This is a genomic window from Algoriphagus sp. AK58 (assembly GCF_014324365.1).
In the GTDB taxonomy this organism is placed as follows: domain Bacteria; phylum Bacteroidota; class Bacteroidia; order Cytophagales; family Cyclobacteriaceae; genus Algoriphagus.
Genome location: NZ_QEIG01000020.1, coordinates 164,494 through 190,134 on the forward strand (window position 1 = coordinate 164,494; position 25,641 = coordinate 190,134).

19 protein-coding genes and 1 tRNA gene are annotated in these 25,641 nt (G+C 41.9%); 10 read left to right on the forward strand and 10 right to left on the reverse strand.

Going from position 1 to position 25,641, the window contains the following annotated elements; genetic code table 11:
* The first annotated feature begins 54 nt into the window (after positions 1–54).
* Positions 55–1,293: a GWxTD domain-containing protein gene (locus DDT91_RS17625; protein ID WP_187177509.1), complete on the forward strand. Its 1,239-nt coding sequence runs from the start codon at positions 55–57 to the stop codon at positions 1,291–1,293.
* Entirely contained in the window at positions 1,266–2,042 is a 777-nt protein-coding gene (gene rlmB, locus DDT91_RS17630; protein WP_187177510.1) for a 23S rRNA (guanosine(2251)-2'-O)-methyltransferase RlmB, read from the forward strand. Before DDT91_RS17625 ends, rlmB begins: the two co-directional genes overlap by 28 nt.
* A 14-nt stretch (positions 2,043–2,056) precedes the next feature.
* Here rlmB and DDT91_RS17635 read toward each other — a convergent pair whose 3' ends face one another.
* Together DDT91_RS17635 and DDT91_RS17640 are read right to left on the reverse strand one after the other, a co-directional pair.
* Entirely contained in the window at positions 2,057–3,133 is a 1,077-nt protein-coding gene (locus tag DDT91_RS17635) for a mannose-1-phosphate guanylyltransferase (RefSeq protein WP_187177511.1), read from the reverse strand.
* Between the two features lie 6 nt (positions 3,134–3,139).
* Positions 3,140–4,108 carry an SIS domain-containing protein gene (locus DDT91_RS17640; RefSeq protein ID WP_187177512.1) on the reverse strand — a complete coding sequence of 323 codons (969 nt, stop codon included), beginning with the start codon at positions 4,106–4,108 and terminating at the stop codon, positions 3,140–3,142.
* 97 nt (positions 4,109–4,205) lie between these two features.
* On the opposite strand from DDT91_RS17640, the gene recQ reads away from it, so the two are divergent.
* The 4 genes from recQ to DDT91_RS17660 all read left to right on the forward strand — a co-directional run bounded on the left by recQ (position 4,206) and on the right by DDT91_RS17660 (position 9,660).
* On the forward strand, positions 4,206–6,383 hold the full coding sequence (gene recQ, locus DDT91_RS17645) for a DNA helicase RecQ (protein ID WP_187177513.1): 2,178 nt from the start codon (positions 4,206–4,208) through the stop codon (positions 6,381–6,383).
* 15 nt (positions 6,384–6,398) lie between these two features.
* Positions 6,399–7,688 carry a phosphoribosylamine--glycine ligase gene (purD, locus tag DDT91_RS17650; RefSeq protein ID WP_187177514.1) on the forward strand — a complete coding sequence of 430 codons (1,290 nt, stop codon included), beginning with the start codon at positions 6,399–6,401 and terminating at the stop codon, positions 7,686–7,688.
* A gap of 138 nt (positions 7,689–7,826) precedes the next feature.
* The gene (locus DDT91_RS17655) at positions 7,827–9,209 is read left to right on the forward strand and encodes a regulatory iron-sulfur-containing complex subunit RicT (RefSeq protein ID WP_222718681.1); all 1,383 of its coding nucleotides are present in this window, start codon (positions 7,827–7,829) and stop codon (positions 9,207–9,209) included.
* Positions 9,202–9,660: a gliding motility lipoprotein GldH gene (locus DDT91_RS17660; protein ID WP_187177516.1), complete on the forward strand. Its 459-nt coding sequence runs from the start codon at positions 9,202–9,204 to the stop codon at positions 9,658–9,660. Before DDT91_RS17655 ends, DDT91_RS17660 begins: the two co-directional genes overlap by 8 nt.
* A gap of 31 nt (positions 9,661–9,691) precedes the next feature.
* Here DDT91_RS17660 and DDT91_RS17665 read toward each other — a convergent pair whose 3' ends face one another.
* A complete protein-coding gene (locus tag DDT91_RS17665) occupies positions 9,692–10,993 on the reverse strand; it encodes a hypothetical protein (RefSeq protein WP_187177517.1) in 1,302 nt (433 codons plus the stop codon).
* 740 nt (positions 10,994–11,733) lie between these two features.
* On the opposite strand from DDT91_RS17665, the gene DDT91_RS17670 reads away from it, so the two are divergent.
* Both DDT91_RS17670 and DDT91_RS17675 read left to right on the forward strand, forming a co-directional pair.
* Positions 11,734–11,822, forward strand: a tRNA-Ser gene (locus DDT91_RS17670).
* Positions 11,823–12,230: 408 nt separating this feature from the next.
* Complete coding sequence (locus tag DDT91_RS17675) at positions 12,231–13,472, forward strand: site-specific integrase (RefSeq protein ID WP_255502177.1); 1,242 nt, start codon at positions 12,231–12,233, stop codon at positions 13,470–13,472.
* A gap of 1,223 nt (positions 13,473–14,695) precedes the next feature.
* On the opposite strand, the gene DDT91_RS17680 is transcribed toward DDT91_RS17675, so the two are convergent.
* The 5 genes from DDT91_RS17680 to DDT91_RS17700 all read right to left on the reverse strand — a co-directional run bounded on the left by DDT91_RS17680 (position 14,696) and on the right by DDT91_RS17700 (position 19,349).
* The gene (locus tag DDT91_RS17680) at positions 14,696–15,406 is read right to left on the reverse strand and encodes a hypothetical protein (RefSeq protein WP_222718678.1); all 711 of its coding nucleotides are present in this window, start codon (positions 15,404–15,406) and stop codon (positions 14,696–14,698) included.
* A gap of 120 nt (positions 15,407–15,526) precedes the next feature.
* Positions 15,527–16,927, reverse strand: a complete 1,401-nt coding sequence (locus DDT91_RS17685) for a hypothetical protein (RefSeq protein ID WP_187177519.1) — start codon at positions 16,925–16,927, stop codon at positions 15,527–15,529.
* A gap of 204 nt (positions 16,928–17,131) precedes the next feature.
* Positions 17,132–17,716: a hypothetical protein gene (locus DDT91_RS17690; RefSeq protein ID WP_187177520.1), complete on the reverse strand. Its 585-nt coding sequence runs from the start codon at positions 17,714–17,716 to the stop codon at positions 17,132–17,134.
* Positions 17,716–18,987: an RHS repeat-associated core domain-containing protein gene (locus DDT91_RS17695; RefSeq protein ID WP_222718679.1), complete on the reverse strand. Its 1,272-nt coding sequence runs from the start codon at positions 18,985–18,987 to the stop codon at positions 17,716–17,718. The genes DDT91_RS17690 and DDT91_RS17695 overlap by 1 nt, the downstream gene beginning before the upstream one ends.
* Positions 18,988–19,010: 23 nt before the next feature.
* On the reverse strand, positions 19,011–19,349 hold the full coding sequence (locus DDT91_RS17700; protein WP_187177521.1) for a hypothetical protein: 339 nt from the start codon (positions 19,347–19,349) through the stop codon (positions 19,011–19,013).
* A gap of 393 nt (positions 19,350–19,742) precedes the next feature.
* On the opposite strand from DDT91_RS17700, the gene DDT91_RS17705 reads away from it, so the two are divergent.
* Positions 19,743–21,260 carry a hypothetical protein gene (locus tag DDT91_RS17705; protein WP_187177522.1) on the forward strand — a complete coding sequence of 506 codons (1,518 nt, stop codon included), beginning with the start codon at positions 19,743–19,745 and terminating at the stop codon, positions 21,258–21,260.
* A 35-nt stretch (positions 21,261–21,295) separates the two neighbouring features.
* Positions 21,296–23,158, forward strand: coding sequence for a leucine-rich repeat protein (locus DDT91_RS17710; RefSeq protein WP_187177523.1), 1,863 nt, complete (start codon positions 21,296–21,298; stop codon positions 23,156–23,158).
* A gap of 173 nt (positions 23,159–23,331) precedes the next feature.
* Here DDT91_RS17710 and DDT91_RS17715 read toward each other — a convergent pair whose 3' ends face one another.
* Together DDT91_RS17715 and traM are read right to left on the reverse strand one after the other, a co-directional pair.
* Complete coding sequence (locus DDT91_RS17715) at positions 23,332–24,957, reverse strand: DUF4138 domain-containing protein (RefSeq protein WP_187177524.1); 1,626 nt, start codon at positions 24,955–24,957, stop codon at positions 23,332–23,334.
* Positions 24,954–25,334, reverse strand: a complete 381-nt coding sequence (traM, locus tag DDT91_RS17720) for a conjugative transposon protein TraM (protein WP_187177525.1) — start codon at positions 25,332–25,334, stop codon at positions 24,954–24,956. The genes DDT91_RS17715 and traM overlap by 4 nt, the downstream gene beginning before the upstream one ends.
* Positions 25,335–25,641: the final 307 nt, after the last annotated feature.

A 25,641-nucleotide genomic window follows, 5' to 3' on the forward strand; every position in this document is an offset into this window, starting at 1 on the left:
TTTAGTATTTTGGCAAAAGTAAGGCTAATTTTTAAAACCCGAGAAGAACACCCAATGAATCAAAAGCACTTCCTAATCCCCTTTGCAATAATCCTATCCGTTCTATTTTTTAATCAGGCAGGATATGCCCAAAAAACGCTCAGCAGTACTGATCAATCCCTGAGATATTCCATTTATTCCCGTTTGGGATTGAAAATCATTCCAATCAAGCTATCCCCTACTTCTTACAAACTGCAGTTTGTAATCGAAAAAATAGAAGACAAGCCATCTTTTGAAAATTTTAGTTTTAGCTATTCCATCCTTTCTTCCTATGAAGAAGAAATCACCTCAGACAAGGTCAATTTGCTGACTTCGCAGGATCTGAAAGCTGACACAGACAGACATTGGTTTTTTGAAAAAACAGTGGAAATAAATGAGGATCAGGCTACCGCTGTGGCACTTTTGACCGTGTTGGACACCCGACAACAAGATGAATATGTCTATCATATTGATCTAAAAAGCTCTTTTGTATACGATCAACCCGACTTTGGATATTATTATTCCAATGAGATTCCTTTTGACCAAAACTATTTAAACAAGGATGAATCTCTTCTTTTCAAGACGGTCAATAAGCCCTCTATTCACTCCTTCTTTTATCCTTCCAAATTGGAGGTCCCATATCCGCCCATGGAAACCCGACCTGCAGAAGTCCCAAAAGAAGTCAGTGTAGAAAACCGTGGGGACTTCCTGTCCAATGTGCCCAAAAAGCTGACAGACGAAGGCTACTATTTTTTTCAAACAGACACCCTTTCCCAATCCGGTGTATTGCTGAAAACCACCCATGAATCCTTTCCCAAAGTGAAGGATTGGGAAGAAATGATTCAGATGGTGACTTACATTTCCACCCGTAAAGAACACGAAACGCTCCTATTGGCAGAGGACAAGAAAAAGGCATTGGATGAATATTGGATCACGCTGACCCGAAATCCTGAAATTGCCAAGGAGCTTATCCGGAATTATTTCCGAATGGTGGAATTTGCCAATATTCTTTTCACTGATTTTAAAGAAGGCTGGAAAACAGATAGAGGAATGGTCTATATCGTGATGGGACCTCCTCAAGAAGTTAATTTTTACCAGGACCGCGAGGTGTGGGGATACTCGGGCATGGACGATAACTCCAAAATTCGGTTTACCTTTGCGCGGGTTAAAACCATACTTACCCCACATTTCTACACCCTGAACCGGTCTAGGGCCTACCAGCCAGTCTGGTTCAAAAACATTTCCCAATGGAGAAGCGGAAGGATGGCTTTCTAATCGATAAAGGAGCCAACGACAAAGATTTTATTTTTGGAACAAGAGCTGTCATGGAGTCTATCCATGCAGGCAAAGAGATTGATAAAGTGTTGGTTCAAAAAGAACTCAACAACGATCTGATTAAAGAACTGCTGCAACTATGTAAAGCTGAAAATATTCCGGTGGTACGTGTTCCAGATGCAAAGCTGAACCGAATTACCCGAAAAAATCACCAAGGGGTTATTGCACAGATGTCATCCATCGCCTATGCGTCCTTGGATAACGTGATAGACCAATGCTATGCTATCGGTAAATCTCCCCTGATATTGGTATTGGATCACATCACGGACGTTAGAAATTTTGGCGCAATCGCCCGCACTGCCGAATGTGCCGGGGTGGATGCCATCGTGATTCCTGAAAAAGGAAGTGCCCAGATCAACTCCGATGCAGTAAAGACATCGGCAGGAGCACTGAATTTTATTCCTGTGGCACGAGTGAAAAATCTGTTTTATACCTGCCGGGACCTTCAGAAAATGGGACTATCCCTGATCGCTGTTACCGAAAAAACAGATAAAACCATGTATGAAGCCGATTTTTCAGCTCCTGTAGCCATAATTTTGGGTTCGGAGGAAGACGGTATCTCTCAGGAAATCATGGGTATAGCTGACGCAAAAGTAAAAATACCAATGGCTGGGAATATCGAAAGCTTAAATGTATCCGTCTCTGCCGGAGTTGCCATTTATGAGGCAATTAGGCAACGAAAAGCCTAAAAAAAGGAGAGGATTTAAACAAAATCCTCTCCTTTTTTCTTTGCATTGGCTACAAAGTCCCTGAATTTTTTCTCGGCATCCAGCTTACAGATCAGTAGGACATTTTCAGACTCATTGATCAGGTAATGATCCAGGCCTTGTACCACGACTAGTTTGTCACTGTCCATTTTGATATAGCAGTTCTCGGTTTCATATACCATCGCATTTGCTTCAATGACGTTGTTGTGATCGTCTTTTTCTCTCAACTCATGCAAGCTATGCCAAGAACCCAAATCTGACCACCCAAAATCTCCAAGGATTACATATACTTCATCGGACTTTTCCATAATCCCATAATCGATGGAAATATTTTTCACAAGAGAATAGGCTCGATTGATAAAAGTTTGTTCATCCGGCTTTCCGTAGTGAATTTTTCCTTCTTCAAAAACATCGGCCACATCAGGCATGTATTTGTGAAAAGCTTCTATCAGGCTTGCCACCTTCCAGACAAACATTCCGGAATTCCAGACGAAATCGCCGCTTTCGATAAAAGTCTTGGCCAATTTCGCGTTGGGTTTCTCAGTAAAGGTTTTCACTTTGAGTGAAGGGTGATGGTCATCGCTTTCCAAGTATTGGATATACCCATACCCTGTTTCGGGACGATTAGGTCTGATTCCTATCGTGATCAATCGACCCGGTTCTTGAGCAGCTGTTAACGCAGTTTTTATGGTTCGGATAAAACGGCTTTCCTGCAGAATCAAATGGTCCGCTGGAGTTACCACCAAGGTAGCATTGGGGTCAAGCGCATTGATTTTAAAGGCGGCATAAGCAATACAGGTCGCCGTATTTTTGCGAAGAGGTTCGGTCAAAATTTGATGATCCTCCAGTTCAGGCAGCTGCTCTTTGACCAGGTCAAAGTAATTTTGATTAGTCACTACCACAAACTGTTCGGGATCAGCTATTTCCCTAAACCTGTCATAGGTCATTTGGAGAAGGCTTCTTCCTGTCCCGAGAATATCCAAAAACTGCTTGGGCTTATTATTTCGGCTATACGGCCAGAATCTTGATCCGATTCCTCCGGCCATGATTACAATATAGGGTTTGTCTTGCATGCTGGATTAGACGATACCTTCTTTCATTAAATCATGAATATGAACAAATCCTGCGATTTTTTCTCCATCCATGGCGACCAACTGGGTTATATTGTGATTTCGCATCAAATTCAGTGCACGAATGGCAAATTCATCGACCGAAATGGTCTTTGGACTTACTGTCATGATGTCTTTTGCTTTTAGTTGCTGAATGTCCAAGGTTTTTTGGAGCATTCTTCTTAAGTCCCCATCGGTTATTATTCCCTTCAGATTGCCGGCTTGGTCCTCCACTGCCGTGGCGCCCAGTCTTTTCCCGGAGATTTCGACAATTACCTGTGCCAAATTGGCCTCCTCAAGAACTACCGGAAGCTGATTCTTGGAAAGTACATCCCCTACTTTGAGGTACAGTTGCTTTCCCAAAGACCCACCGGGATGGTACTTGGCAAAATCATCTGAAGTAAAGCCTCTGGCCTCCAAAAGACAAACAGCCAGCGCGTCCCCCAAAGCCATGTGTGCTGTGGTACTGGTAGTTGGAGCCAAATTATGAGGACAAGCCTCTTCCCCTATGGTCGCATTCAATACAAAATCGGCCTGCTCAGCAAGGTAAGATTGTGTATTGGAAACCAGGGCAACAAGGACTGATCCTAATTTTTTGAGGAGAGGCACCAAGACCTTTATTTCAGGGGTATTGCCTGATTTTGAGATACAGATGACTATATCCTGTTCTTGGATCATTCCCAAATCACCATGAATGGCATCTGCTCCGTGCATAAAAACTGCAGGGGTACCGGTAGAATTCAAGGTGGCCACGATCTTGGTAGCGATCAAGGCACTCTTGCCTACTCCCGTGATGACCACCCTACCTTTGCAGTGGAGGATTTTGTCCACACAGGCTTCAAAATCACCATCTAAAAAATCGATCAAATTTCGAATGGCTTCGGCTTCATTTTGCAGGACCCGAACCGCGGTATTTCTAATATTTTTAGCTAATTTCAATTTTACCTGCGTTAATCACTAATTTTGTACAAAGGTATAAAAGTAATCGTTCAATCCTGTTCACAGGTAGTATTCACCCACTAAGCCCTTTCTTCGCGTGGAAGAAAAAGTTAAATCAGACCTTAAAAAAATCTTCGGATTCAGCCAGTTCCGGGGCAATCAGGAACTGATTGTGGACAACCTGCTTAAGCAGCGAAATACCTTTGTCATCATGCCCACAGGGGCAGGAAAATCACTTTGCTACCAGCTGCCCGCCGTGGTCAATGAAGGTACCGCAATCGTAATTTCTCCCTTGATTGCATTGATGAAAAACCAAGTGGACCAACTCAATGCCATTGGTGTCAATGCCCACTTCCTCAATTCTACCCTGACCAAATCAGAGGCCACGAAAGTAAAAAATGAGGTTTTGAAAAAGAAAACCAAATTGCTCTACGTAGCTCCTGAATCGCTCACCAAAGAAGAGAACATCGCATTTCTGAAAGAAGCTCACCTGAGTTTTGTGGCCATTGACGAAGCGCACTGTATTTCAGAGTGGGGCCATGACTTCCGCCCGGAATACCGAAAGATCAAATCCATTGTGGGGCAAATCGCTCCAAACCTTCCGATTATTGCCCTGACAGCCACTGCTACTCCCAAGGTGCAGCAGGATATTCAGCGAAATCTTCAGATGGAAGAGGCTGATCTGTTCAAATCCTCCTTCAATCGGACCAATCTCTTTTATGAGGTAAGGCCCAAGGTGAAAAATGAATCCAAAAAAGCCCTGATCAAGTTTATCAAACAGCACAAAGGGAAATCAGGAATCATCTATTGCCTGAGTAGAAAAAAGGTAGAAGAGATCGCTGAACTGCTCAAGGTAAATCAGATCAATGCTGCGCCTTATCATGCCGGATTGGATTCATCGGTAAGAATCAAGACTCAAGATGATTTCCTCAATGAAGAGTTGGATGTGATTGTGGCTACCATTGCCTTCGGTATGGGAATTGACAAACCGGACGTGAGGTATGTCATCCATTATGACGTGCCAAAGTCTCTGGAAGGATACTATCAGGAGACCGGCCGAGCAGGAAGAGACGGTTTGGAAGGGCACTGCCTGATGTTTTATCGATACGAGGACATTATCAAGTTGGACAAATTCAACAAGGACAAAGCTGTAACCGAAAGGGAAAATGCTAAAATCCTTCTTCAGGAAATGTCTGCTTATGCTGAAACGGGGGTATGCCGACGAAAATTTATCCTCAATTATTTCGGAGAGACTCTGGTAGAAGATTGTGGATTCTGCGACAACTGCAAGCGAGAACGAGAGACGTTTGAGGGAATGGATTATCTCTTGACTGCTTTGGAAGCTGTGAAGCAAACCAACGAGCGTTTTGGCCTAGAACACCTGGTCAAGGTGATCCGAGGGGAAATGGACGATTATGTAATCAGCTACAAGCATGACACTTTGCCTGTATTCGGCAAAGGAAAAGAGGAAAGTGATAAGCTGTGGACCTCAATCATTAGGCAGGGAATGATTGCAGCTCTATTGGAAAAGGACATTGAAAATTATGGTCTTTTGAAACTGACTCAGAAAGGACAGGAATTTATGGATGCGCCCTATTCTGTGGATTTGTATCGGGATCATGATTTTGAAAAACTCGCCGAAACCGAAACACAGGAGGTTCAAGTAAACTCAGGTCCTGCCTATGATGAGAAGTTATTCGAACTGCTTAAAGCTGAGCGCAAGCGAGTAGCTAAATCCAAAAATCTTCCTCCTTACGTCATTTTCCAAGATCCTTCTCTGGAGGAAATGGCCACCGTCTATCCTACCACCAAAGAAGAGCTTGCTCAAATCAATGGAGTGGGAATGGGCAAAGTCGCCAAGTTTGGCGCACCCTTTCTCAAGCTGATCGCAGCTTATGTGGAAGAAAACGAAATCGAGACTGCCTCTGAGGTGGTAGTCAAAACTTCCGGAACCCGATCCAAAGTAAAGATTTCGATTATCCAGCAGATTGACCGCAAAATCGACCTGGATGAGATTGCTGAAAATCTCAATATCTCAATGGATGAACTGCTTCAGGAAATCGAACAGATCATCTATAGCGGAACTAAACTAAACATCGATTACTACATTCATCACATCATGGATGAAGAGCGGGAAGAAATTCTCCATGACTACTTCATGAATGCAGAAACCGATCATATAAAATCGGCATTGGAGGAACTCGAAGGAGAAGACTTTGCGGAAGACGAACTGCGGGTGTACCGAATCAAGTTCATCTCTGAACATGCCAATTAAAAACGAAACGAGTCAATGAACATACTCTTATTGGGAAGTGGAGGCAGAGAGCATGCCTTCGCCTGGAAGATTTTACAAAGTCCGGAATGTTCCCGTCTTTTTGTAGCTCCCGGCAATGCCGGTACAGCCGAAATTGCTCAGAATGTAGCACTTTCTGTGACCGATTTTCAAGGAATTCATCAATTTATTCTTTCCGAATCCATTGATTTGGTGGTAGTAGGACCGGAGGAACCTCTGGTAAAAGGCTTGGTTGATTTTCTTCAATCCAAACCTGAAACGGCAACTCTTCCTATCGTAGGTCCTTCCAAACTTGGAGCTACCTTAGAAGGAAGTAAGGATTTTTCCAAGCGATTTATGCAGCGGAATGGAGTACCGACGGCTGCCTACGAAACCTTCACAGCCGACCAAATCGAAGCGGGTTTGGCTTATTTAGAAAAACAATCCCTCCCTATTGTACTCAAAGCTGACGGACTTGCTGCAGGTAAAGGGGTATTGATCTGCGAGACCTTGGAAGAGGCCAAATCCTCTCTTAAAGAAATGCTTCTCGAAGCAAAATTTGGAGATGCATCCTCCAAGGTGGTAGTGGAGGAATTTTTGACTGGAATAGAACTGTCTGTTTTCGTTGCAACCGACGGAAAAAGTTATAAAATCTTGCCCGAGGCAAAAGACTACAAGCGGATCGGAGAAGGTGACACAGGACTCAATACCGGGGGAATGGGGGCAGTAAGTCCTGTAATTTTTGCAGACGCTGCTTTTATGCAAAAGGTGGAAGAGCGAATAGTAAAACCTACCATTGCGGGCTTGGAAAAAGAGGAAATAGACTATAAGGGGTTTGTTTTTATTGGCCTTATGAATAAAAATGGAAATCCCTATGTCATTGAGTACAATGTCCGAATGGGTGATCCCGAAACAGAAGCTGTCCTTCCCCGAATTGAAAGTGATTTTGTGGGCTTGCTAAAAGGAATTGCAACTGGAACCCTATCGGATTACGAGCTAGAAATTTCACCCAATTACTCCACCACGGTAGTGATGGTAAGCGGAGGCTATCCGGGATCTTACGACAAGGGTTTTCCTATTTCTCTGCCTGATAAAACTCCCGGTAGTGTGATTTTTCATGCAGGCACCGCGCATAACGCTGAAAGAAAATTAGTCAACCAAGGCGGAAGGGTATTGGCAATCACAGGTTTCGGATCAGAACTTAAAGAGGCATTGGATCATGCCTTTGCCACTGTTCAAAAAATATCCTGGGAAAAGGCCTATTATAGAAGAGATATCGGACAGGATATCTTAAAATTGATGAAGTAAACCCAAAACTAAACGAGGCGAAAGCCCTGTTCATATATATATAAAAGTATGGCTGGATGTAGTACCTGCTCTACCACCAGTGGTGGTACCGGGGGATGTCAAAACAATGGCACCTGCGGCACGAGCGATTGCAATAAAATGAATTCTTTTGACTGGCTGGCCCATATGGGAATCCCCCAAGTGGACAATTTTGATATTGTGGAAGTCAAGTTTAAAGGAGGAAGAAAAGAATATTTTCGAAATGTGGATTACCTATCTCTCACTACAGGTGACCCTGTGGTGGTAGATGTACCCAGCGGGCATCACATTGGCTATGTCTCACTGCAAGGGGAATTGGTCAGACTGCAGATGCAAAAGCGCAAGGTCCGAAACGATGACAACATCACAAGGATCTACCGAATTGCCAATCAGAAAGACATGGAAAAATGGGAGGAGGCTCGAAATAGGGAAATACCTACCCTATACCGTTGTAAGCAGATCGTAGATGAGTTGGGACTTCAGATGAAAATGTCGGATGTGGAGTTTCAGGCTGATAATTCCAAGGCAACCTTTTACTATTCTGCGGAGGATCGGGTAGATTTTCGTGAGCTGATCAAAATTCTTGCAGGAGAGTTTAAAATCCGTGTGGAGATGCGCCAAATCAGTCTTCGGCAAGAAGCAGGAAGATTGGGTGGAATCGGGGTTTGTGGACGTGAGCTTTGTTGCTCCACTTGGCTGGTGGATTTCAAAAACGTAACCACTTCTGCAGCCCGCTACCAAAATCTTTCTCTCAATCCAAGTAAACTCAGTGGTCAATGCGGTCGATTGAAGTGTTGCCTTAATTATGAATTGGATACCTATATGGATGCCATTAAGGACATCCCTCAGGTAGAAAAACCTCTTCAGACCGAACAGGGTCCCGCAAAATTGCAAAAGACGGATATTTTCCGAAAGTTGATGTGGTTTAGTTACAACAATGACAACGATTGGCATAGCATCACCTGCGATCGGGTAAGGGAAATTCAGGAGTTGAATGAGCAGGGAATAAAGGTATTCAACCTACAAGTGGACAAATCCACCGACGTGGAAGATTTGGCCGCTCAATCCACCCGAGAATTGGAACTGTTGGACAAGAAATTCTCCAAAAAGAAAAAGAAGAAAAAGAAAAAGAACCGGGAGGGTCAAGTAACCGACATGGCGGCAAAGACAGCAATTCCTCAGGAAAAAACTGCTCAAAGGCCGCAGGAACAAAAAGGCAGTCCTTCAAAATCACCAAGGACAGAAGAGTCTTTTTCATCTGCCGAACCAAGAACAGGAGGAGAAAACCGCCGAAAAAAGAAGAATCGAAACCGTCCCAATCCTTCGCCGCAGCAAGGAAACTCGAATTTACCTAAGTCGGAGAGACCCGAACCTAGACCTGAAAGGGCAGAACCGAAAGCCGAACGTTCAGAGGCCAGACCTGAGGGTCAAAAAGCACAAGACCAAAAAAGGAAATTTCCTCCCAGAAGAAATCAGGGGCCAAACCATGGAGGCAATGAATAAGTACGGGCAACTAATTGGTTTCATCGCTTTATTTAGCCTAATCTCCTGTTCGGAGGGTAGGCTTTATGAAGAATTTCATCCGTTCAATTCTTCAATATGGGCAGAGACAGACTCGGTGGTTTTTGATCTGAGCAAAGTAGAATCCCTGGAAGGAAAAAGTTTGATTGGTATTAGATTCAATGAAAATTACCCTTTCTCGAATTGCTACGTCCGAATCATTCTAAAGGATTCAAGCCAGTCTATTCTGAGTAATAAGCTCTTGAACGTCCCTATTTTTGATTCAAAAGCAGGACAACCCTTAGGTGAAGGTTTCGGAAACACTTACACCAAATACGACACCTTGCCCCTCTCCTTTTCTAAAGAAACCAAGGAGGTACTTTTGGTTCAATACATGAGAAAACCAGAATTGGAAGGCATCGAAGCTGTGGGTCTAAAAATCCTTAAACCCTAACAAGGAATCAACCGGCAAAAAAATGAGTGCTTCAATCAAAAGCACTCATTTTTTTTGCATGCTGGCGGATTGCTTGATCCATTTCTTTTGTCAGTGGCTTGAGGTAATCAAATAACTTTTGATTTTCAGCGTCCAATTGTCTTTTGTCTATCAATTCCAACAATCCCATCATCGTCGAAAGAGGGCCTCTGAGAATGTGGGAAGGATAAAGAGCAAATTCTCGAAGGATTTCATTTTCCTTTGCCAGCAGGTTCACTTGATTTTTATAAAAAGTCACATCTTTGACATGCATCCATATTCCTTCAAAGGTTCCATTTTCGGTAAAAGTGGGTTTCACGAGGATATTCCAAAAAGAGAAATCTTTTGATGGCGACAACAATTTGATCTCCAATTCACTTTGTACGCCCAATTTGGCTTCCTCAATTGCTGCCACCAACCGAGTAAAGCGATTGGACTGATTTGGAAAGGTTAGAGATTGACCTTCGGAATAGGCCCGACCTTTCCAGGCTCTACCCAAAAGAATTCCCCGCTCATTTTGCTGAATAAGTTTCCCTTGCTTGTCCAAAACCAATACCGCATCCGGTATGGATTCCAAAATCTCCTGATTGAACACCTTTTTGGGTGAATTGACGATTGAATTTTGATCTTTGGGCACCATAAACAACTGAAAACCTTCTTCACAAGAAGTTAAAAGCGAAGCATAGGATGAAAACATACCGCCATTCACCTTAGTAAGAAAACACTGAGGTTTTGATTCGGGTGAACACTGATTTATCAGAAAATCCGACTTTGTCAATCCCTCAAAGACTTTGGTGGACGTGATGGGCCGATGAAGCCAATCTGCTTTTCTTGGAGAAAACCAGGATTGAATACGTTCATCCCAATCTTGAATCTCAAAAGACGAATTCAAGGTGATTTTTCCAAAACCCAATACATCCACCAAACTATTCCAAGGCATTTCCTGCTCTAAAAATTGAATTCCAACACCGATTCCTATGATGGCTGAAATATCCATTTCCGGAGTGGTTATCACCGAAAATTCCCACCAAACCTGGGAAAAGCTAGAATCCGAAAGAATAGGATGTTCAAGCAAGAGGTGCCTCGTGATTTTCGGAGCACCAAGCATTAGCTCTAAAGAGTAGCAAAATTCCTCTGCAGAATCGACCGAAAGGTATTTCCAAAACTCCTTTTGCTCAGGTTGTCGACCTATACGTTCGAAGTTTCTATTGTACTTCAAAATGCGGCCCTCCACATCTGTGATGACCATATAGAAATGGCCCGATTCCATCAGGAAGTCCGGCACAAGGTTTTCAATATCTGCGGTGCTAATCACGGTAAATGTGGGTGAAAGTGTTTCTTTCAGAAAATTGAGGAAAAAATTTTATTTAAAAAAACGACGCTTTCAAAGAATATAATGCTTGAAATTTGAACATTGCCATATATTATTCTAAAGAGAACGGAAAAAAGTAGAACCCCCAACAAAAAATGCTTTTCATCCCAAACCTGGTCCAAAAAGCATTGATCTTACTTTGTTTAGGAATTAATAAAAAACTTCAGAATGTAAATCAACGGCGGTTAAACCAGGACCATTCGTTTGGAAGAAAAGTCCCTATAATCGATTTCCTTCACGATTAAAATCAGAGAATGTGCAAAATTTTGTTTGCAGGTAACTGCACAATACTTCCAATCTGGTCTTGAGGAATAATCAATGACAGAAGAACCAAAAAAACGCTGAAGTTCCTCCCTCGAATCAGAGTAAATGAACAGTTTGCCGTCCATTTTCCCACTTTCCTCTATTAAAAAATCACATTTCAAAGTTTGAATAATCATAATCTGGAAGAAGTTTGACCAAAAATAAACCTTGAATCCATCAATAAAAATACCCACTACTGGGTATTTTTATTTTTTCATTCCCCCTCCTGAAATATTCAAATTGATTTTCAGACAATTAATATGATTTTTTCTTTAAGAGCCTTGTTTGAAGCTTGTGCCTTGTATAAATAGTATCATTTGGTTTATATTTGCATCACTTTGAACGGGGAAGCTTGACTTCGGCCAAGTTCAAACGGGAATAGAGAGTTGGGTGAGTGGCTGAAACCAACAGTTTGCTAAACTGTCGTACGGGTTAAACTGTACCGGGGGTTCGAATCCCCCACTCTCTGCGTTTTTAGTTTTCAAACTATTTTAAAGCTCAACAAAAGACACTTGTTGAGCTTTTTTCTTTTTACAAAATTGAGAACAAAATAATTTATAAAACACTGTTTTTCAATTGATTAAAAAGAGAAACCAACTTTTAAGGAGATAAAATCCATTCTATCTAATACTTACGTCGAATACTCAATTGATTTAGTTTGAATTCAATTAAAATCAAACGAAATCAAATAAAAAAAGCGTAAATCTCGGCGTACATGTATCTAAGAATTTAATTACGCTTTTTTTTTAGCCATCTCTAAAAAAGGGTCTCCCCCTCAGGAGTTCTCCCTGAATTTAATTCTACAACAGATGTGTAATTGAAAATTCTTAACAACCACTTTAAAAAAATTAGTCCAATGATCGAAAAATCCTTCCGAATGACCTTTTTCCTAAAAGCAAGGAAAAAATCTACCGAAGAGCTCCGGCATATTTTCCTCCGGCTCACAGTCAATGGGGAAACCAGGGAAATTTCCACCAAACTGGATTGGTCCAAAAAACGGTGGGCCTCAAAAACAGGTATGGCAACAGGTACCAAGGAAGATGCTCTTAGGCTAAATGCTTTCTTGGATTCCATTAAAATCAAAGTTATGCAAGCTAGACTTCAACTGATGGAGAAAGGTAAAGATGTAACTGTTGATGCCTTACGAAATCTGCTTCTTGGAGAGAGCGAAGAAAACCAACATCTTCTTCAGATCTTCAAGCGTCATAACGCACACATGGAATCCTTGGTGGGTTCTGAATTTGCTCCAGGAACTTTGGAGCGCTACAAGACCTCTTTTGACCATACAAAGGCATACATCAAGTGGAAATATGGGAAGGACGATATTGAAATCGGAAAGCTGGACTTCGAATTCATTTCAGATTATGAGTACTGGTTCAAGTCGGTAAGAAAATGTTCCCACAATACCACCGTGAAGTATCTTGCCAATATGAAAAAAATCGTTCTGGACTGTGTCAAGAGGGGCTGGATTCCAAGAGACCCTTTTATGAATTACAAGTTGGTGAAGAAGGAAGTTTACCGTGAGGCTTTGACAGAGGAGGAGCTGGAAAGAATTTCCAAAAAAGTATTTCCAACCGAAAGGCTCAATCAGATTCGGGATATATTCATCTTCAGTTGTTACACTGGTTTAGCCTACATAGATGTTAAAAATTTAGGAAAGCAACAGCTGATCACTGGGTTTGATGGGGAAAGATGGCTGGTAACACATCGGCAAAAAACCAATACTCCTACCCGTCTTCCTTTATTGCCCCAGGCTTTGAGAATTATTGAAAAATATGAAAATCATCCGGTAACAGAGGTAACCGGAAAAGTACTTCCGACTCCCAGCAATCAAAAAACAAACGCATATCTAAAGGAGATTGCTGATCTCTGCGGAATCAACAAGGAGTTGACATTCCACATTGCCCGGCACACCTTTGCCACTACCGTTACCTTAGCCAACGGGGTCCCTTTGGAAACAGTATCCAAAATGCTTGGGCACAAATCCCTTACCCAAACACAGCATTACGCTAAAATTCTCGACAATAAAGTCAGTGAGGAGATGAAAGCACTGAAAGAAATTCTTAATACCAAATCAACTGAAGGGAAGCGACCTGGAATCCGAAAGCCTCGGTTTTAAGGAAACTCAAAATGTATTTCTAGGCAGGAATCTTCTTGGTCAAAAGACTGTCATTTTTCAAAATATTTTCTCCCCAATAATCAGGGAGGAAGCTGTGAATTTCCCATCTCAAAATGGATAGATCAAATTATTGCACAGATTAGGAAAAGACATGTTCAACGGTCAGGTATCCAATTCCATGGATTTTATTTAATGACTGACCAAGGCATAAGTAAAGCGCTAACCTATGATTGGTATAGATCCAAACATTCAAAAAATTTAGCTGTCTTTTGAATTTAAAAAAAGAGGGAAAAAAATTTTCCCATTTTTTATATTCATTAAACCAAAATCTAACCAAATAAGAAATTTGGTTATCAAAGGTATCAAGGGGTAAAGAAAGATTTTTCACCCAATTTGGGGGTATTTAAACAGGCGGTGATTTCTTTTGATTTAGAAATTTTACCAAATTTTTTTGGTTTGATTTGGGTGAAAGAACTAAAAAAGCGGCTGTAAACAGACTTTTTTGAAGCAAGTAATCATTCAAAAAATCAGAAGTGATTAGGAATAAAAAGCACTTAACCTAGCATTAAAGAAACAATAGGCTGAAATGAAAAAATCAGCCTACTGTTTTTTGTCTATAGACCCAACTACTTGTAAACCAAATCAAGGATTATCATCTAGAAAATCTCAACGGGAACACTGTTATCCTCTCCTATTCTATCGATCATAAGATGGTAAGGATCTATACCGACCCTAATTGGGACTCCTTTTACCCGAAGAGTAATCGTAGTACTTCCGGGTGAAATTTTGTGCTTTTGAAGGTATAGACGATTCAATCTTGCTCGGCCCCCGTCTAAATGTAGTCAAATCCAGGTTAGGACTGGGTGAAGTTTACCCGCCCTGCATGCCGGCCCAAGGTTAAAATCTTCCAAAGGGAAGATTTCTTAACACCTTGTCCTACCCTAATATCCTTTCCAATTTACAATTGGTCTACTTTCATATCATCTTGTATCATAAGCAAATTACAAATTTGTTTGGATAGAAAGGTAGGATCGAGCGTCAGAAAAGCTTTAGTAAAGCTTTTTAGCGAGAGGCCGGTTTGCAGAGCGGACAATCTACACCTAGTCCCAATCAACTTTCTTCTACACCCAGTAGGGGGTAAGATTGGTTTTTTTTGCACCAATTGAATAAACAGTTGCTTGAAGAGGCATTGGTTACCAAAATATTTAACTCACTCCCAATCACTAATTCCTTTCCAGAGCCTCCACTCTTCGAAGAAGGTCCTCCAGGCTATTTTTTTCTTTGGTGAGATCTTCAATCCTTTTATCCTGTTGGATCAGATACAAAGTGAGTTCTTCAATTTTCTGTAAAAGTTGAGTATTAAACTCGCCAAGGTTAACTCCCGAGGCCTGCATTTCAGCAGCAGGTTGTATTCCGGGCAGATGCTTTCGCTGGGTAATAAAATGTTCCAGTTCCTTGAGAGGTATCAGGGAATAATCTGGTTCAAATACAAAATCCGCTCCGCTCATATCCACTTTTACTTCCCTTGCCCGTACAGTGCCTATCACATCCAGCTTGTATCCGGGGTTGGAAGTACCGATACCTACATTTCCAGCACTATTGGCTAGGATAAATTGTTGCCAGGAACCCCAAGAAGAAGACTGGGGATATCCATTGCGGTAGTAAACAAACTGATCTATGAATCCGAGTTGGTGGTGTGTACCACCGGAGTTATCCGACCAAGGTGCAAATGTCATGGTACCACCATAATATTCCGAACCTGAAAGTCCCATCACGGAACGCTCCTTAAACTCAAACCTCACTTCCTTTCCATAATTGGAAGGAGGAAGATACGTTGACCGTGAATCTATAACGGAAAGAGAGGTCGCGACCTGTGCAAAACCAAGGTGAGAACCAAGACCAAAGAATAGAAATAGGAAGATTACATTTTTCATAATTAAATAATTTATTAAAACTACAGTTGTTCCGAAAAGGAAAATTGAACCTTGGATTTAAGAAAGGATAAGTACTCTGATATCCAGCATTTAGGTTTTCGTGTTAGCAAGTGGGTATGCTCAAAACTGAATAGAGGCCGGAGCCTTGCTTTTCAATTCATCACCATTTTGAAGACCATTCAGTTGATTTTTAAAAACTTTTGTCTTCTCTGTTGATTCCTTCATTCTCCTAAAGGAAAATAATTCAAAACCTATCTTCAGCTGCAGGGCCGAACCCGACAGACTTCTGTTGGTCTGATAGACGGGGTCCCAAGAGAGGATCACCACCGAACGGATACTTTCACCCATGGGAATGGGCTTGACCAAGGCAACTTCTCCTGACCACTGAGTGCCGCTAAAGTTGTTTTGCTCGTATCCGGTGGGATACCTGATGTCCATCCGCATCTTGGCAAAAGAGGTTTGGATAGCCCAAGTGGATTTGGTGAAGCGAAGCCCCAATCGCAAGCCGTCTCCCTCTCGGATAGGCCCCTTACGCTCATCAAAGAAGCGCTTGGCAACCCAGGTACCATAGGCTTCCACCTGCTGGGTAAATCCATAGCTTAGCCCTGCCTCTGCAAAGATTCCCTCCCCAAAGGAAGTCAGGGGATCGTACCATAGAAGAATGCCTGTCCGCTCCAGCAGTTTGGCATCCTTGAGTTCATTGGGTTCGATGAGATGAAGTTTCCTTTTGGGATCTTTCAGCAGCTCTACCTGTACATTTCCCAGTGTATCCAGCAGGAGTTTGGCGGATTTGCCATTCAGCTTTTCCAGGTATTCATCCGGAATGTGCTTGGCCTTACCGATGGCAGTCTCCTTCGCCTGTGCCATCAGTGCCTCGGGATCGGCACCCTGCTGCATCAGCTGATCAAGTGCATCCTTCCCATAAAAATCAGGGATCTTGGCCTCAGCCGGATTCCAGCCTTCGGAGAGCGTACCGCTGAGCGTCTGCTCGATCTTGGGCATCAGCCATTCATTGATCAGGGCCTTCAGGTTTTCCTCACTCTGATCCAGTATTCCATCCAAGCCCTCCAGATCGGACACTTGGGCCAGCTTGGCTTTGGAACTTTGCACACCTTCCAGGGTACGATCCACAGCTGACTTCAATTCCTCTCCGGGGATCTCCTGCTCTTCCAGCATGCTTTGAAGTATCTCTGACTCTCGAATCAGCACCTCCTGTCCCTTTGCTTTCAACACACTTACCACCGAGTCCTGAGTGGTACTGTCCTGCGCAGCTTCCTTCAGTTTCTTCACCTCGGATCGCAGGGAATCGTAGGACTTTTTCAAAGCCTGAACCTGACGCAACTCCTCGAGATAAGGTATCTCCGGATTGGAAGCCAAAGCCACCAAACCATTCGTAGGAATCCCTTTTGGCATGCCTCCTCCGAAAATAGGCACCTTGGGTCCAGCAGGCAGGGTCTTGGAAAAAGCTAAAACCCAAATGTTGGCTAACACACAGAAAAGGAAAAAGGATTTGAAAGGCATTGGGTGGTGAAAAATCTTACCTTAAATAGTTTAGAAATTTATGTTCTATGCTTAAATGACAATCTTTACATCAGGATAATCGTAGTAATCAAAATTACTTCCGACTGCTGTACTGGATTTGTATTTATATAAAGGTATAGGTGCAATCTCATACCTAGTTTTAATCAACTTTCTTTTACTCTTAGAGGGAGAGGCCTTTCTTTTTTATTCTACTGTAGTATCAGCCGGATCCCTAAACAAAACTCTAAAGTCTTTGGACTTTTTGATGGTTTGAGACTTTAACACCCTTGCATCTTCTGGCTTTGGACTTCTATATATAACTTCGCAATTATCGGCAATATGTTTCATGAGTGTTGAAGCTGTTTCCGATTTATATTTATCCATTTCAACATACTTAAATACTGGAGCTCCTACTACAAAAAGCTTCTTTGAATATGGAGATATGATAATAGGATTCACACTTTCATAGTCAGAAAGAATCAAAGTATCTTTACTATTACCATATTTAAACAAAACATACAAGTGAGGAAAACTCTCCTCACTCTCTCTAAAATATTTATTTAAAATTACCAAGACTGAATCTGATGAAGAGTTATCGGCCCGAAAGGTAAAGTAAACCCTTGGCAAAACTAAAGGTCTAGACTTGTTCAAAGAATCAGATTTATAGTGGTTTATAAAAACAGTTTCAAGCTCTATTTCAAAACCAGAATTACCTAGATCCGAAATATTCGGGGTTGAACACGCAAATGCAGTCAGACAAATAAAAAGAGAAAAATACTTGACATTCATCACTTTTTTCTTGAGTTGTAATATTGATAGTTCTCCTTAATATATCTCTGAAACGTTGGGGTAGTCTTTTTCCAACTGGGACTGGAATCCCTCATCTGAAATTCATAGGCCTTGTAGTGCGGCCCTCCTCCTATTGTAGCATACCTCTTTAAACCATGTCCCTGAAATTCATGCTCACCTAAAGCGTTTTGAACATTCGATACTGTAGAAAGATAATTATTTTGAGAATCAAAATAATTAACTGTAATTTTTATAGTTCCATTTGCCGCATCGCCGCGAAAAGGTTTTGTCAAGCCCTTAATCCCCGTATTAGCTATACCTGAAGCCGTTTCAGGATCATTAAATCCTACTGGTGGGCCATAGCCATAATCACCTCTATAAATCGAAACTTTTCCATTGTATAAAAGTCTTATATCAACTCCTTTCGTATTACTTAGAATATGAGTAAAGATATTTGACGCAGCCCTATCTGAAAGTTTTGCTTGATTAATTCCTACACTTTTACTATTTAATTCTTTCACCAAACTATTATTGTATTGCCTTTCATCATACATAACTCCCAAATACCTTTGCTGAATATTTGCAAAATCCACTTGGTCAATTACCCTAATATTATCTGTTTCTTGATTATCCCTGTATAAAAACTGACCTTCTCTGTTATAATAATCATCTAGCATTCCATCCGGATCAGTCCTTAAAATAGGGTTGTTTTGAACATAATTATAAGGCGAGACCCATTCCCTCTCACTTGCCATGGGGTCAACAACACCCCACCTACCTATCACCGGATCGTACATCCTCGCTCCATAGTCGTAGTACTGAAGCCCAGCGTCCTCGATCAGTTCCTTGCCGTTGTACAGGTATTTATTCTTCTTCACCCCGGCGTACTCGTATCCTATGCCCGTCAGTTCCAAGCCCCAAGGATTCCCGATATCGCTGCGCTCATCGGGACAGGCTCCATGCGTCTCTTGCACTAGGATCGATCCTTGGCTGAGGATCTTGAAGTTGTCGAACCAGACATCTTGCGATGTTTCATTGACCACGAATGTTTCAATATAGCCATTTTTCTTGATCGCCAGCTTCTCTTCCAGCTCCTCGTGTTGGTTGGCGGCGTTTCGGGTCAGGACCTTCTTGCCGACTTCGTATCTATTGCTGTCCTCATCGTATAGTGCATAGATCAGGTAGGCCTCCGGGGTTTCCTTCTTCTGCAGGTCCTTGGCCACGATGTCCACCAGATTCAGCACCGCGATCGGGTTGGGTCCTCCGGCCATTTGGCTGTTCAGTGCCAGTTCGTTCAGCTGATCCAGCAGGGCCCTTCCCTGCAACCCGGCCCCTCGCTAAAACAGTCCCCCGGACTGTTTTTTAACGCTCGGTCCTCACCCACAGTCGCGAAGCTGGCTTCGTTGACTCGTGTCTTCTTCCTGTCCAGAAACTTCCCGTGTACCGACAGGGTCACGCTGTCCCCCTCGAAGATCTCCTGCGTGGTACCCGGCCCCACCATCTCTCCCTGACTGGCATTGAGCCAGGCCACTTCCTGTCCGCCCTGGGTTACGTTGTGCTTGGGTTCCCGCTTCCTGGTCGGCTTGATCTGGGTAAAGGTGCTCTCTTCTTCGGCTGCATTGGCCTGCTCCATGGTGGCGATGCGGAAGTTGGCCGAGGAGTTACGCCGCACTTGCCTCACATTGCCGAGGTGGTCTTTATATTGTTTACGAATTGGCTCTTAACCTTCCAGAATAAACAGTGATAGTTCAAAATTTTACTGAGTAAAAGTTTAATATTTGATCATTCGCTAACCTCAATAAATTCCTTTTTTTCTTCACTTAGTGAAATTTTTAAATCTCTTTAAAACTTATCTCTTGCGGAAAATCAATCTTACGTTTAATCCATTCACTTTCAAAAAATAAATCTCCCAAAAAAATAATTAAACTGAATATCAAACCGTTGCAAAAGGAGGTTTGAAATAATTCAACTGAAAATTTATTTTTGAAACATTGAATCATTTTTAGCTTTAAAACGGATTTTAACAATGAAAATTAATTTTTTATTTGTTGCCCTATCGGCAATTTTGTTATCCTGCGAAGGACTTTCCGAAGATGATCAAAATCCCAATCAATCGGATGATAAAACTGAAACAAACCGTCCCCCTGAGAATTTTACAGTTTACGTAGACAGTGTAACTTACAACAAAGCTTTTTTAAGGTGGGAAGAGTCCAAAGACCCTGAGGGTTTTAGGCCCAATTATACAATTCTTTTGGGTGAAAATATACTTGAGGATAAGTACATTGAAACCAGCCTGATCATTGATAACCTTAAGGGTTTGACAAATTATAAAGGTAAAGTTATCGCCAAGGATCCTCAGGGAAATTCCCATTCGGAGGAATTTGAGTTTACCACGAAAAAAGATTATCAGACTTTTCTGAAGTATCTGAATTTCAGCATGGATCAAGAGTGTATTTCCGGATTTATCCAAACTCTATTGAAGGCACCGGATGGAAATTACCTTGCCGTAGGAAAGTCGTCTGAAAATGGCTCCAATTATTTCAACTTTGTTGCCAAAATAGACCCATTGGGGAATCCGATTTGGATGAAATCATTTCCTTATGAGAATGGAGATTATTGGGAAATCCAGGCTGTCCTAACCAAGACTGGTCTGTTGATTATGAGTAATCACCATGTAATTAAGCTGGACGGGAACGGAGATGAGATTTGGGTAAAAGCTATTGAACTATTCAATCGTGGAATAGGAGGTGTTGAAATTCAAGATATCGCAGAAGATCAAAATGAGGAAATTTTCCTGATTGGAGATCTTAATTCAGACAACATAGATGTGCTTCATCGGGGCGTATTGATGAAATTAAGTCCAGATGGAAAAATATTATGGGAAAAATACTTTGATCAATTCCCACGAAGTTCCTTCAAAAGAATAGTGATTACCCGAGAAAATGATTTAGTAATTCTTGGAGCAAAAGTAATCAAGGGTTGTAACCAACAAGAATCTAATTCGGGTGATTGTGACCAAATGGATTTTTGGCTTTTGAGACTTTCAAAGACCGGTGAAATCTTTTGGGAAAAAACATACGGTAATTCAAATTTCGATATAGCACAAACGCTTATTCAGCTTGAAAATGGGAACATTGTTTTTGGAGGAAACAGTGTCGGTAATTCCCAATCTTATAATGCACGAATATTTGAAGTACTCCCAACTGGGGAAAAACTTTTGGATCACATTGACCCTTACCATTATTTCTATTCTGTCAAAGAAACACCTGAGCATGGTTTAATTGCTATTGGGATTGAAAATGCCTATTCATACCAAAGGAAAATGGGAATTGTCAAGTTTGGCGGTGACAGGTCAATACAATGGAGAAAATCCTATGGAGAATCTTCGACGAGTGTATATGCAAAAGACATTTTGGTAGACGGAGATAATGGTTTTAGAATTGCCGGTAGCAGAGAAAACATGAATCCATTTGACTGCGACGAAAAACTGCTCTTTATCAAAACTGATCCTTTCGGATTTTTTGAAGTTCCCAGTCAGAATTAATCATTCCCTTTCGGGATAATTCACTTTCCAACCTTATGAAAAGGACACATCTATTACCTATCCTCCTGGTTTTAATCGCAATCCTCAGTTCTTGTCAGGAAATAGAAGAAGAACCAAATGATCTCAAACTGCCACCTCCCAGCCATGGAGGTAAAGATGTCTTGGATGTAAAAGACTTTATGGTACGGCTTAACGCTGATTCTTTAAGGCCGAATGAGCAGGGTAATTGGGTCATTTTAAGCGGGCTGAAAGAAGATAAAGTTTACTTTTCTGATGAAAAAGATCCAAAAACCATATTCCATGGCATGCCCGGAGAAGAGTATTTGTTGCTTTGGGAACTTTGGAGAAACAATAAGAGAATAGTGGATACGGTTAAGGTTTCATTTAGCCCTTTGGAAACTGAAATCACCGAATCCAGATCTGATTATCACCAAACACGAATTGAACTCTATGGGAAAGAATTCGATCGGGGAAAGTGGACTATTCTGGGTGAGTACAAAAATCTGGCAGGAATGAGTACAGGAACCTATATGCCTGACAATGAATACCCCAATATCAAAGTTTACGGATTAGAAAATACCACCATCAAAATCATTTGGACTACCTGGTACGGAAGTAAATCTGCCTCTGACACAGTGGAATTTACCAGTGGAGAATATCACCAAAAAGAAGCATTGGAATCATTAGGTATTTTGGATGAACACTACTATTACAAGGAAAATGAAAATGGAGATGTGATAGAGATCGCCATGTTGGGAGATGGAAGAGCTTGGAGATTCGAGGATTTAGAGCAGTTTCCCGAATTACAGGCTTTAAAGCATCTAAAAAGGCTCATTCTTCCCGGCAATCCCTTAACCAAATTTCCTCAAGTAATCACCAAAAGTTATCACAAACTCACCTACCTGAATTTGTCACACAACAATATTCAAAACCTTCCTGATGACATTGGAAATCTAAAAGAACTGGATACGCTTATCATCAATACCGTCCCGAATCTTGGAAAATTACCAGAAAGTTTTGGAAACCTGAAAAAGCTAAAGTTTTTGGATTTGGTCGATGCAGGAATAACACATTTACCTGAAACCTTCGGTGAATTAACCAGCTTGAATTATGTTGACTTGGATGTTAACTCCATCGAAAAACTTCCTGAAAACATTGGAAACCTTAAGAATCTAAAAACCTTTAGGGGACCTAACCTGTCTAAAAGTATTCCCAATTCTTTTTCCAATTTGTCAGCCTTGGAATTTTGCTTTTTCAAGGTCAATGGTCCCAATGCAATTTTACCTGAAGATTTCGGCAAACTCACCAATCTGCACACTCTTTGGCTATCAGGGGACTATCAGAAGCTCCCGGAGAGCTTTTCAAACCTTAGTAATCTAAAAGACTTTTCTTTGGGAAATACCTCTGGATTAAGGGAGATCCCTCAAAATTTTGGAAATCTTAAGCAACTAGAAAGACTCTTTTTGACCCTAAACCTAACCACAATTCCCGAAAGTTTTGGAAATCTCAGTAGCTTAAAGTTCCTCACCTTATCCGGAGAAATTCATTTTTTACCCCAAAGCTTCGGCGGTCTTAAAAACCTGGAGGCGTTCAGTGCAAATGAATGTAAGCTAAAAGAACTTCCTGAAAGTATAGGACAACTCAGCAAACTGAAGGAAATCATGATGGTGTATAACCACCTCACAGAAATTCCTGCCTCCATTGGGAATCTAACTCAACTACAGACCTTAGTTCTGGGAAGAAACAGAATTACCAAATTTCCTGACTCCTTATCCAAACTTGCCAATACCTTAAAAATTCTGGCGATTAACGGAAATAATTTTCCCCCAAGCGAAGGAGAAAAAGTGAAAGCTATGCTTCCACATACCCAGATCATCATGTATTTGGAAGGAGATTAATCCAAATCACAAAGGTCAACACAAAATCATCCTTCATTCAGGCAAATGCCAGCAACATAATAGTCAGCGTTTTTATCGTTTATTTCTTTTCAAAAGACTTCACAAAAAAACCCAGTCCAGGCGGACCGGGTCTATCACCAAAAACAAATAGGTCAAATAGGTCTCTAATATAATCAAATTCTGGGCCCTTTTCGGGCTTTGCTTACCGATTGACTGAGGGTCGGTTCAGGAATCCCCGCCTTCTCCCCCTGCTTCAGGTCTTTTTTTTTACCGGAAAGGTCATCGGACTTTTGCTCTGGAGACTGTTTTTGATCTTTAGCAAGAATCTCTGTTGTCTTTACCGAATTCATGCTGGCATCATAAACATTGATGGATTTGAATTTGGGATTGGCTTCCACAAACATCACTTCTTCCAGCCCCTTTCGCTCCATGACGACAGGGTAAGTGTTTCCTTTTTGAAGCGCCTTGATCATCCATTCAGTTTTGGTATCGTCCTTCAGTTCTTTGATCGGAAGCTTTCTCAAGGCTTCCTCCAGGTTGAACCCGTACTTTTCATGGTATTGGTTGACCTGAAAGTTGTTCTTATCCTCTTTAGCGGAAAGGTCCAACTGAAGCCATGCCTTATAGGGCTCCTTGTCTGAGTCAGTAAGGGATTTAAATACAGCCCTACCCTCCAACAGGTTAAAGGCCTCTTTGGCCGTTACCCCTTGGTTCTGGTAGAACGTATGCCTTTTGGGCTCCAATTCGGGGTTTTCATTCCGAAGACTTGCATCAAACTTGTTGAAGAAATACCGGTCAGAGATGGCCGATTTCTTAAAATGCAGGTCCACATCCATTTTCTTTCCCTCGATATCCAGGGTCGTACCAATTGAAAAGGACTCCTTACCGGATTTGATTTCCTCTTTGAGTTTGGTGTTTAGCTTAGCTTCAAAGCCAGTATACTTGAGTTTTTCTGTCAGAAACTCATAATTCTCCTGATCCATGTGCAATAGTTGGTTTAGTGTGAAACATAGGTAAAGGAATAGCTTGCAAAAGTTTTTGCCTTTCAGGCTGAGTTGGAGTTCGCGGTCTCCGTTTTTCTCCTTGAGGTAAAAAATCAGACGCTTTTGATTTGAAATGGTGAAAACGGGAAAAGCCATCAGCAGTGATCGGTTTTCACCTGATTTTAAAATGGGTTTGTCCTGACTGAAATCCATCCAGGGTGACAGCATCAGTTCCCGCGAGGAACCCTGCTTTTTGGATTTGGCATCCACTACCCTAGCTTCGGGACCTACCACCTCTAAAGGGATAGCTGAATCGTTTCTTGATCCCAAGTCAAAAAAGAGCAGACCATCTTGATAATAGATACCTTTCAGCCAAAACTGAACCTCATACCGGTATTGCTTTTTGATCAAGCTGGAAGAGGCAGTCCCAAGGTGTTCTGCCAATTTTCTAAAGTCCTCCCTGTCAAATCCATAACCGGATATGGCCTTTTTTCCCAGGGTATGTTTTCTAAAATCCGGAGTAGTCATGACGGGATTTTCGGAGTAAAAAACCTCAAACGCATGGATGTCTCCGTCTTCAGTCAGCACATGAAGGTTAGTTTCGGGAAGTTCTCTGGTACCTGCTTTAAGCTTCAGCATGTTCAATGCTTTCGGATCCTGTTCACTGAGCAGGAAACGGTTTCCCCGATCGACGGATTGAATGGGGCTGTCAAAAATCAGAACGGTGGTTTTATCCCAAGACACCTGTATGGATTGAGAAAAGCAGGAATAAACCAGAAGAAGCGAGAAAATCAGAGAAGCGATTAGACTTTTCATAAGGTTTGGGCTTTGGAGATAGAAGAATCAATGAGAAGTAGGGGATGGCCGGATTTGATTTCGATTTTTCGGATACGGGATTTATTTCGGAGCAGGCTCCTGGTAGCCTGGATTCCCGAGTTGGCCAGTTGGCTTTGCCAGTCCATTCCAGTCGAATTGATATGAATGGATTGGGCAGAATGCCCAGAAGCTTTGATCCATTGGGTGGCGCCTTTCATATCACTGAGTTCAATTCCCGGAATTCCATCCAGGCCAAATCCCTTCAGAGATACCGGTATCAAGATGCCCTCCCTAAGAATTCCTGAAATATGCACCTGAAGTCGGCTTCCTTCCAAATTGGTATTGGCATATAGAAGAGATCCGAGGGGAAGAAGCATGCCCCCCACTCTCTGCAAGCTAAAAAGCCCGAAATCGGTATGATTTCGGGCTTTTTTATTTTTGTGCTATTAGGCTAAACTTCCTTTGGGTTCCTATTCAGGGATTCATGTATCAGTCCCAAAAGTTGGAGGATGGCGGTCAACCGCGTCTCTTCCCTACCAGAACTCCATCACCACATGATCACCTCATCTTTGGTCTGCCGCTCATTCAAACGGAACAGGTTCAAGGTCAGGGTAAACTCATGGATGCCTCCCGGCAACAGGTAGCTTTCCACCACCGGAAATTCATACACGTAGCCCATGCGAA

Bases quoted from the DNA above. Each gene is read 5' to 3' on its own strand.
- DDT91_RS17625 (WP_187177509.1), top strand. From the start codon at position 55: ATGAATCAAAAGCACTTCCTAATCCCCTTTGCAATAATCCTATCCGTT.
- rlmB (WP_187177510.1), top strand. From the start codon at position 1,266: ATGGAGAAGCGGAAGGATGGCTTTCTAATCGATAAAGGAGCCAACGAC.
- DDT91_RS17635 (WP_187177511.1), bottom strand. From the start codon at position 3,133: ATGCAAGACAAACCCTATATTGTAATCATGGCCGGAGGAATCGGATCA.
- purD (WP_187177514.1), top strand. From the start codon at position 6,399: ATGAACATACTCTTATTGGGAAGTGGAGGCAGAGAGCATGCCTTCGCC.
- DDT91_RS17655 (WP_222718681.1), top strand. From the start codon at position 7,827: ATGAATTCTTTTGACTGGCTGGCCCATATGGGAATCCCCCAAGTGGAC.
- DDT91_RS17660 (WP_187177516.1), top strand. From the start codon at position 9,202: ATGAATAAGTACGGGCAACTAATTGGTTTCATCGCTTTATTTAGCCTA.
- DDT91_RS17675 (WP_255502177.1), top strand. From the start codon at position 12,231: ATGACCTTTTTCCTAAAAGCAAGGAAAAAATCTACCGAAGAGCTCCGG.
- DDT91_RS17680 (WP_222718678.1), bottom strand. From the start codon at position 15,406: ATGAAAAATGTAATCTTCCTATTTCTATTCTTTGGTCTTGGTTCTCAC.
- DDT91_RS17685 (WP_187177519.1), bottom strand. From the start codon at position 16,927: ATGCCTTTCAAATCCTTTTTCCTTTTCTGTGTGTTAGCCAACATTTGG.
- DDT91_RS17690 (WP_187177520.1), bottom strand. From the start codon at position 17,716: ATGAATGTCAAGTATTTTTCTCTTTTTATTTGTCTGACTGCATTTGCG.
- DDT91_RS17695 (WP_222718679.1), bottom strand. From the start codon at position 18,987: ATGGCCGGAGGACCCAACCCGATCGCGGTGCTGAATCTGGTGGACATC.
- DDT91_RS17700 (WP_187177521.1), bottom strand. From the start codon at position 19,349: ATGGAGCAGGCCAATGCAGCCGAAGAAGAGAGCACCTTTACCCAGATC.
- DDT91_RS17705 (WP_187177522.1), top strand. From the start codon at position 19,743: ATGAAAATTAATTTTTTATTTGTTGCCCTATCGGCAATTTTGTTATCC.
- DDT91_RS17710 (WP_187177523.1), top strand. From the start codon at position 21,296: ATGAAAAGGACACATCTATTACCTATCCTCCTGGTTTTAATCGCAATC.
- DDT91_RS17715 (WP_187177524.1), bottom strand. From the start codon at position 24,957: ATGAAAAGTCTAATCGCTTCTCTGATTTTCTCGCTTCTTCTGGTTTAT.
- traM (WP_187177525.1), bottom strand. From the start codon at position 25,334: ATGCTTCTTCCCCTCGGATCTCTTCTATATGCCAATACCAATTTGGAA.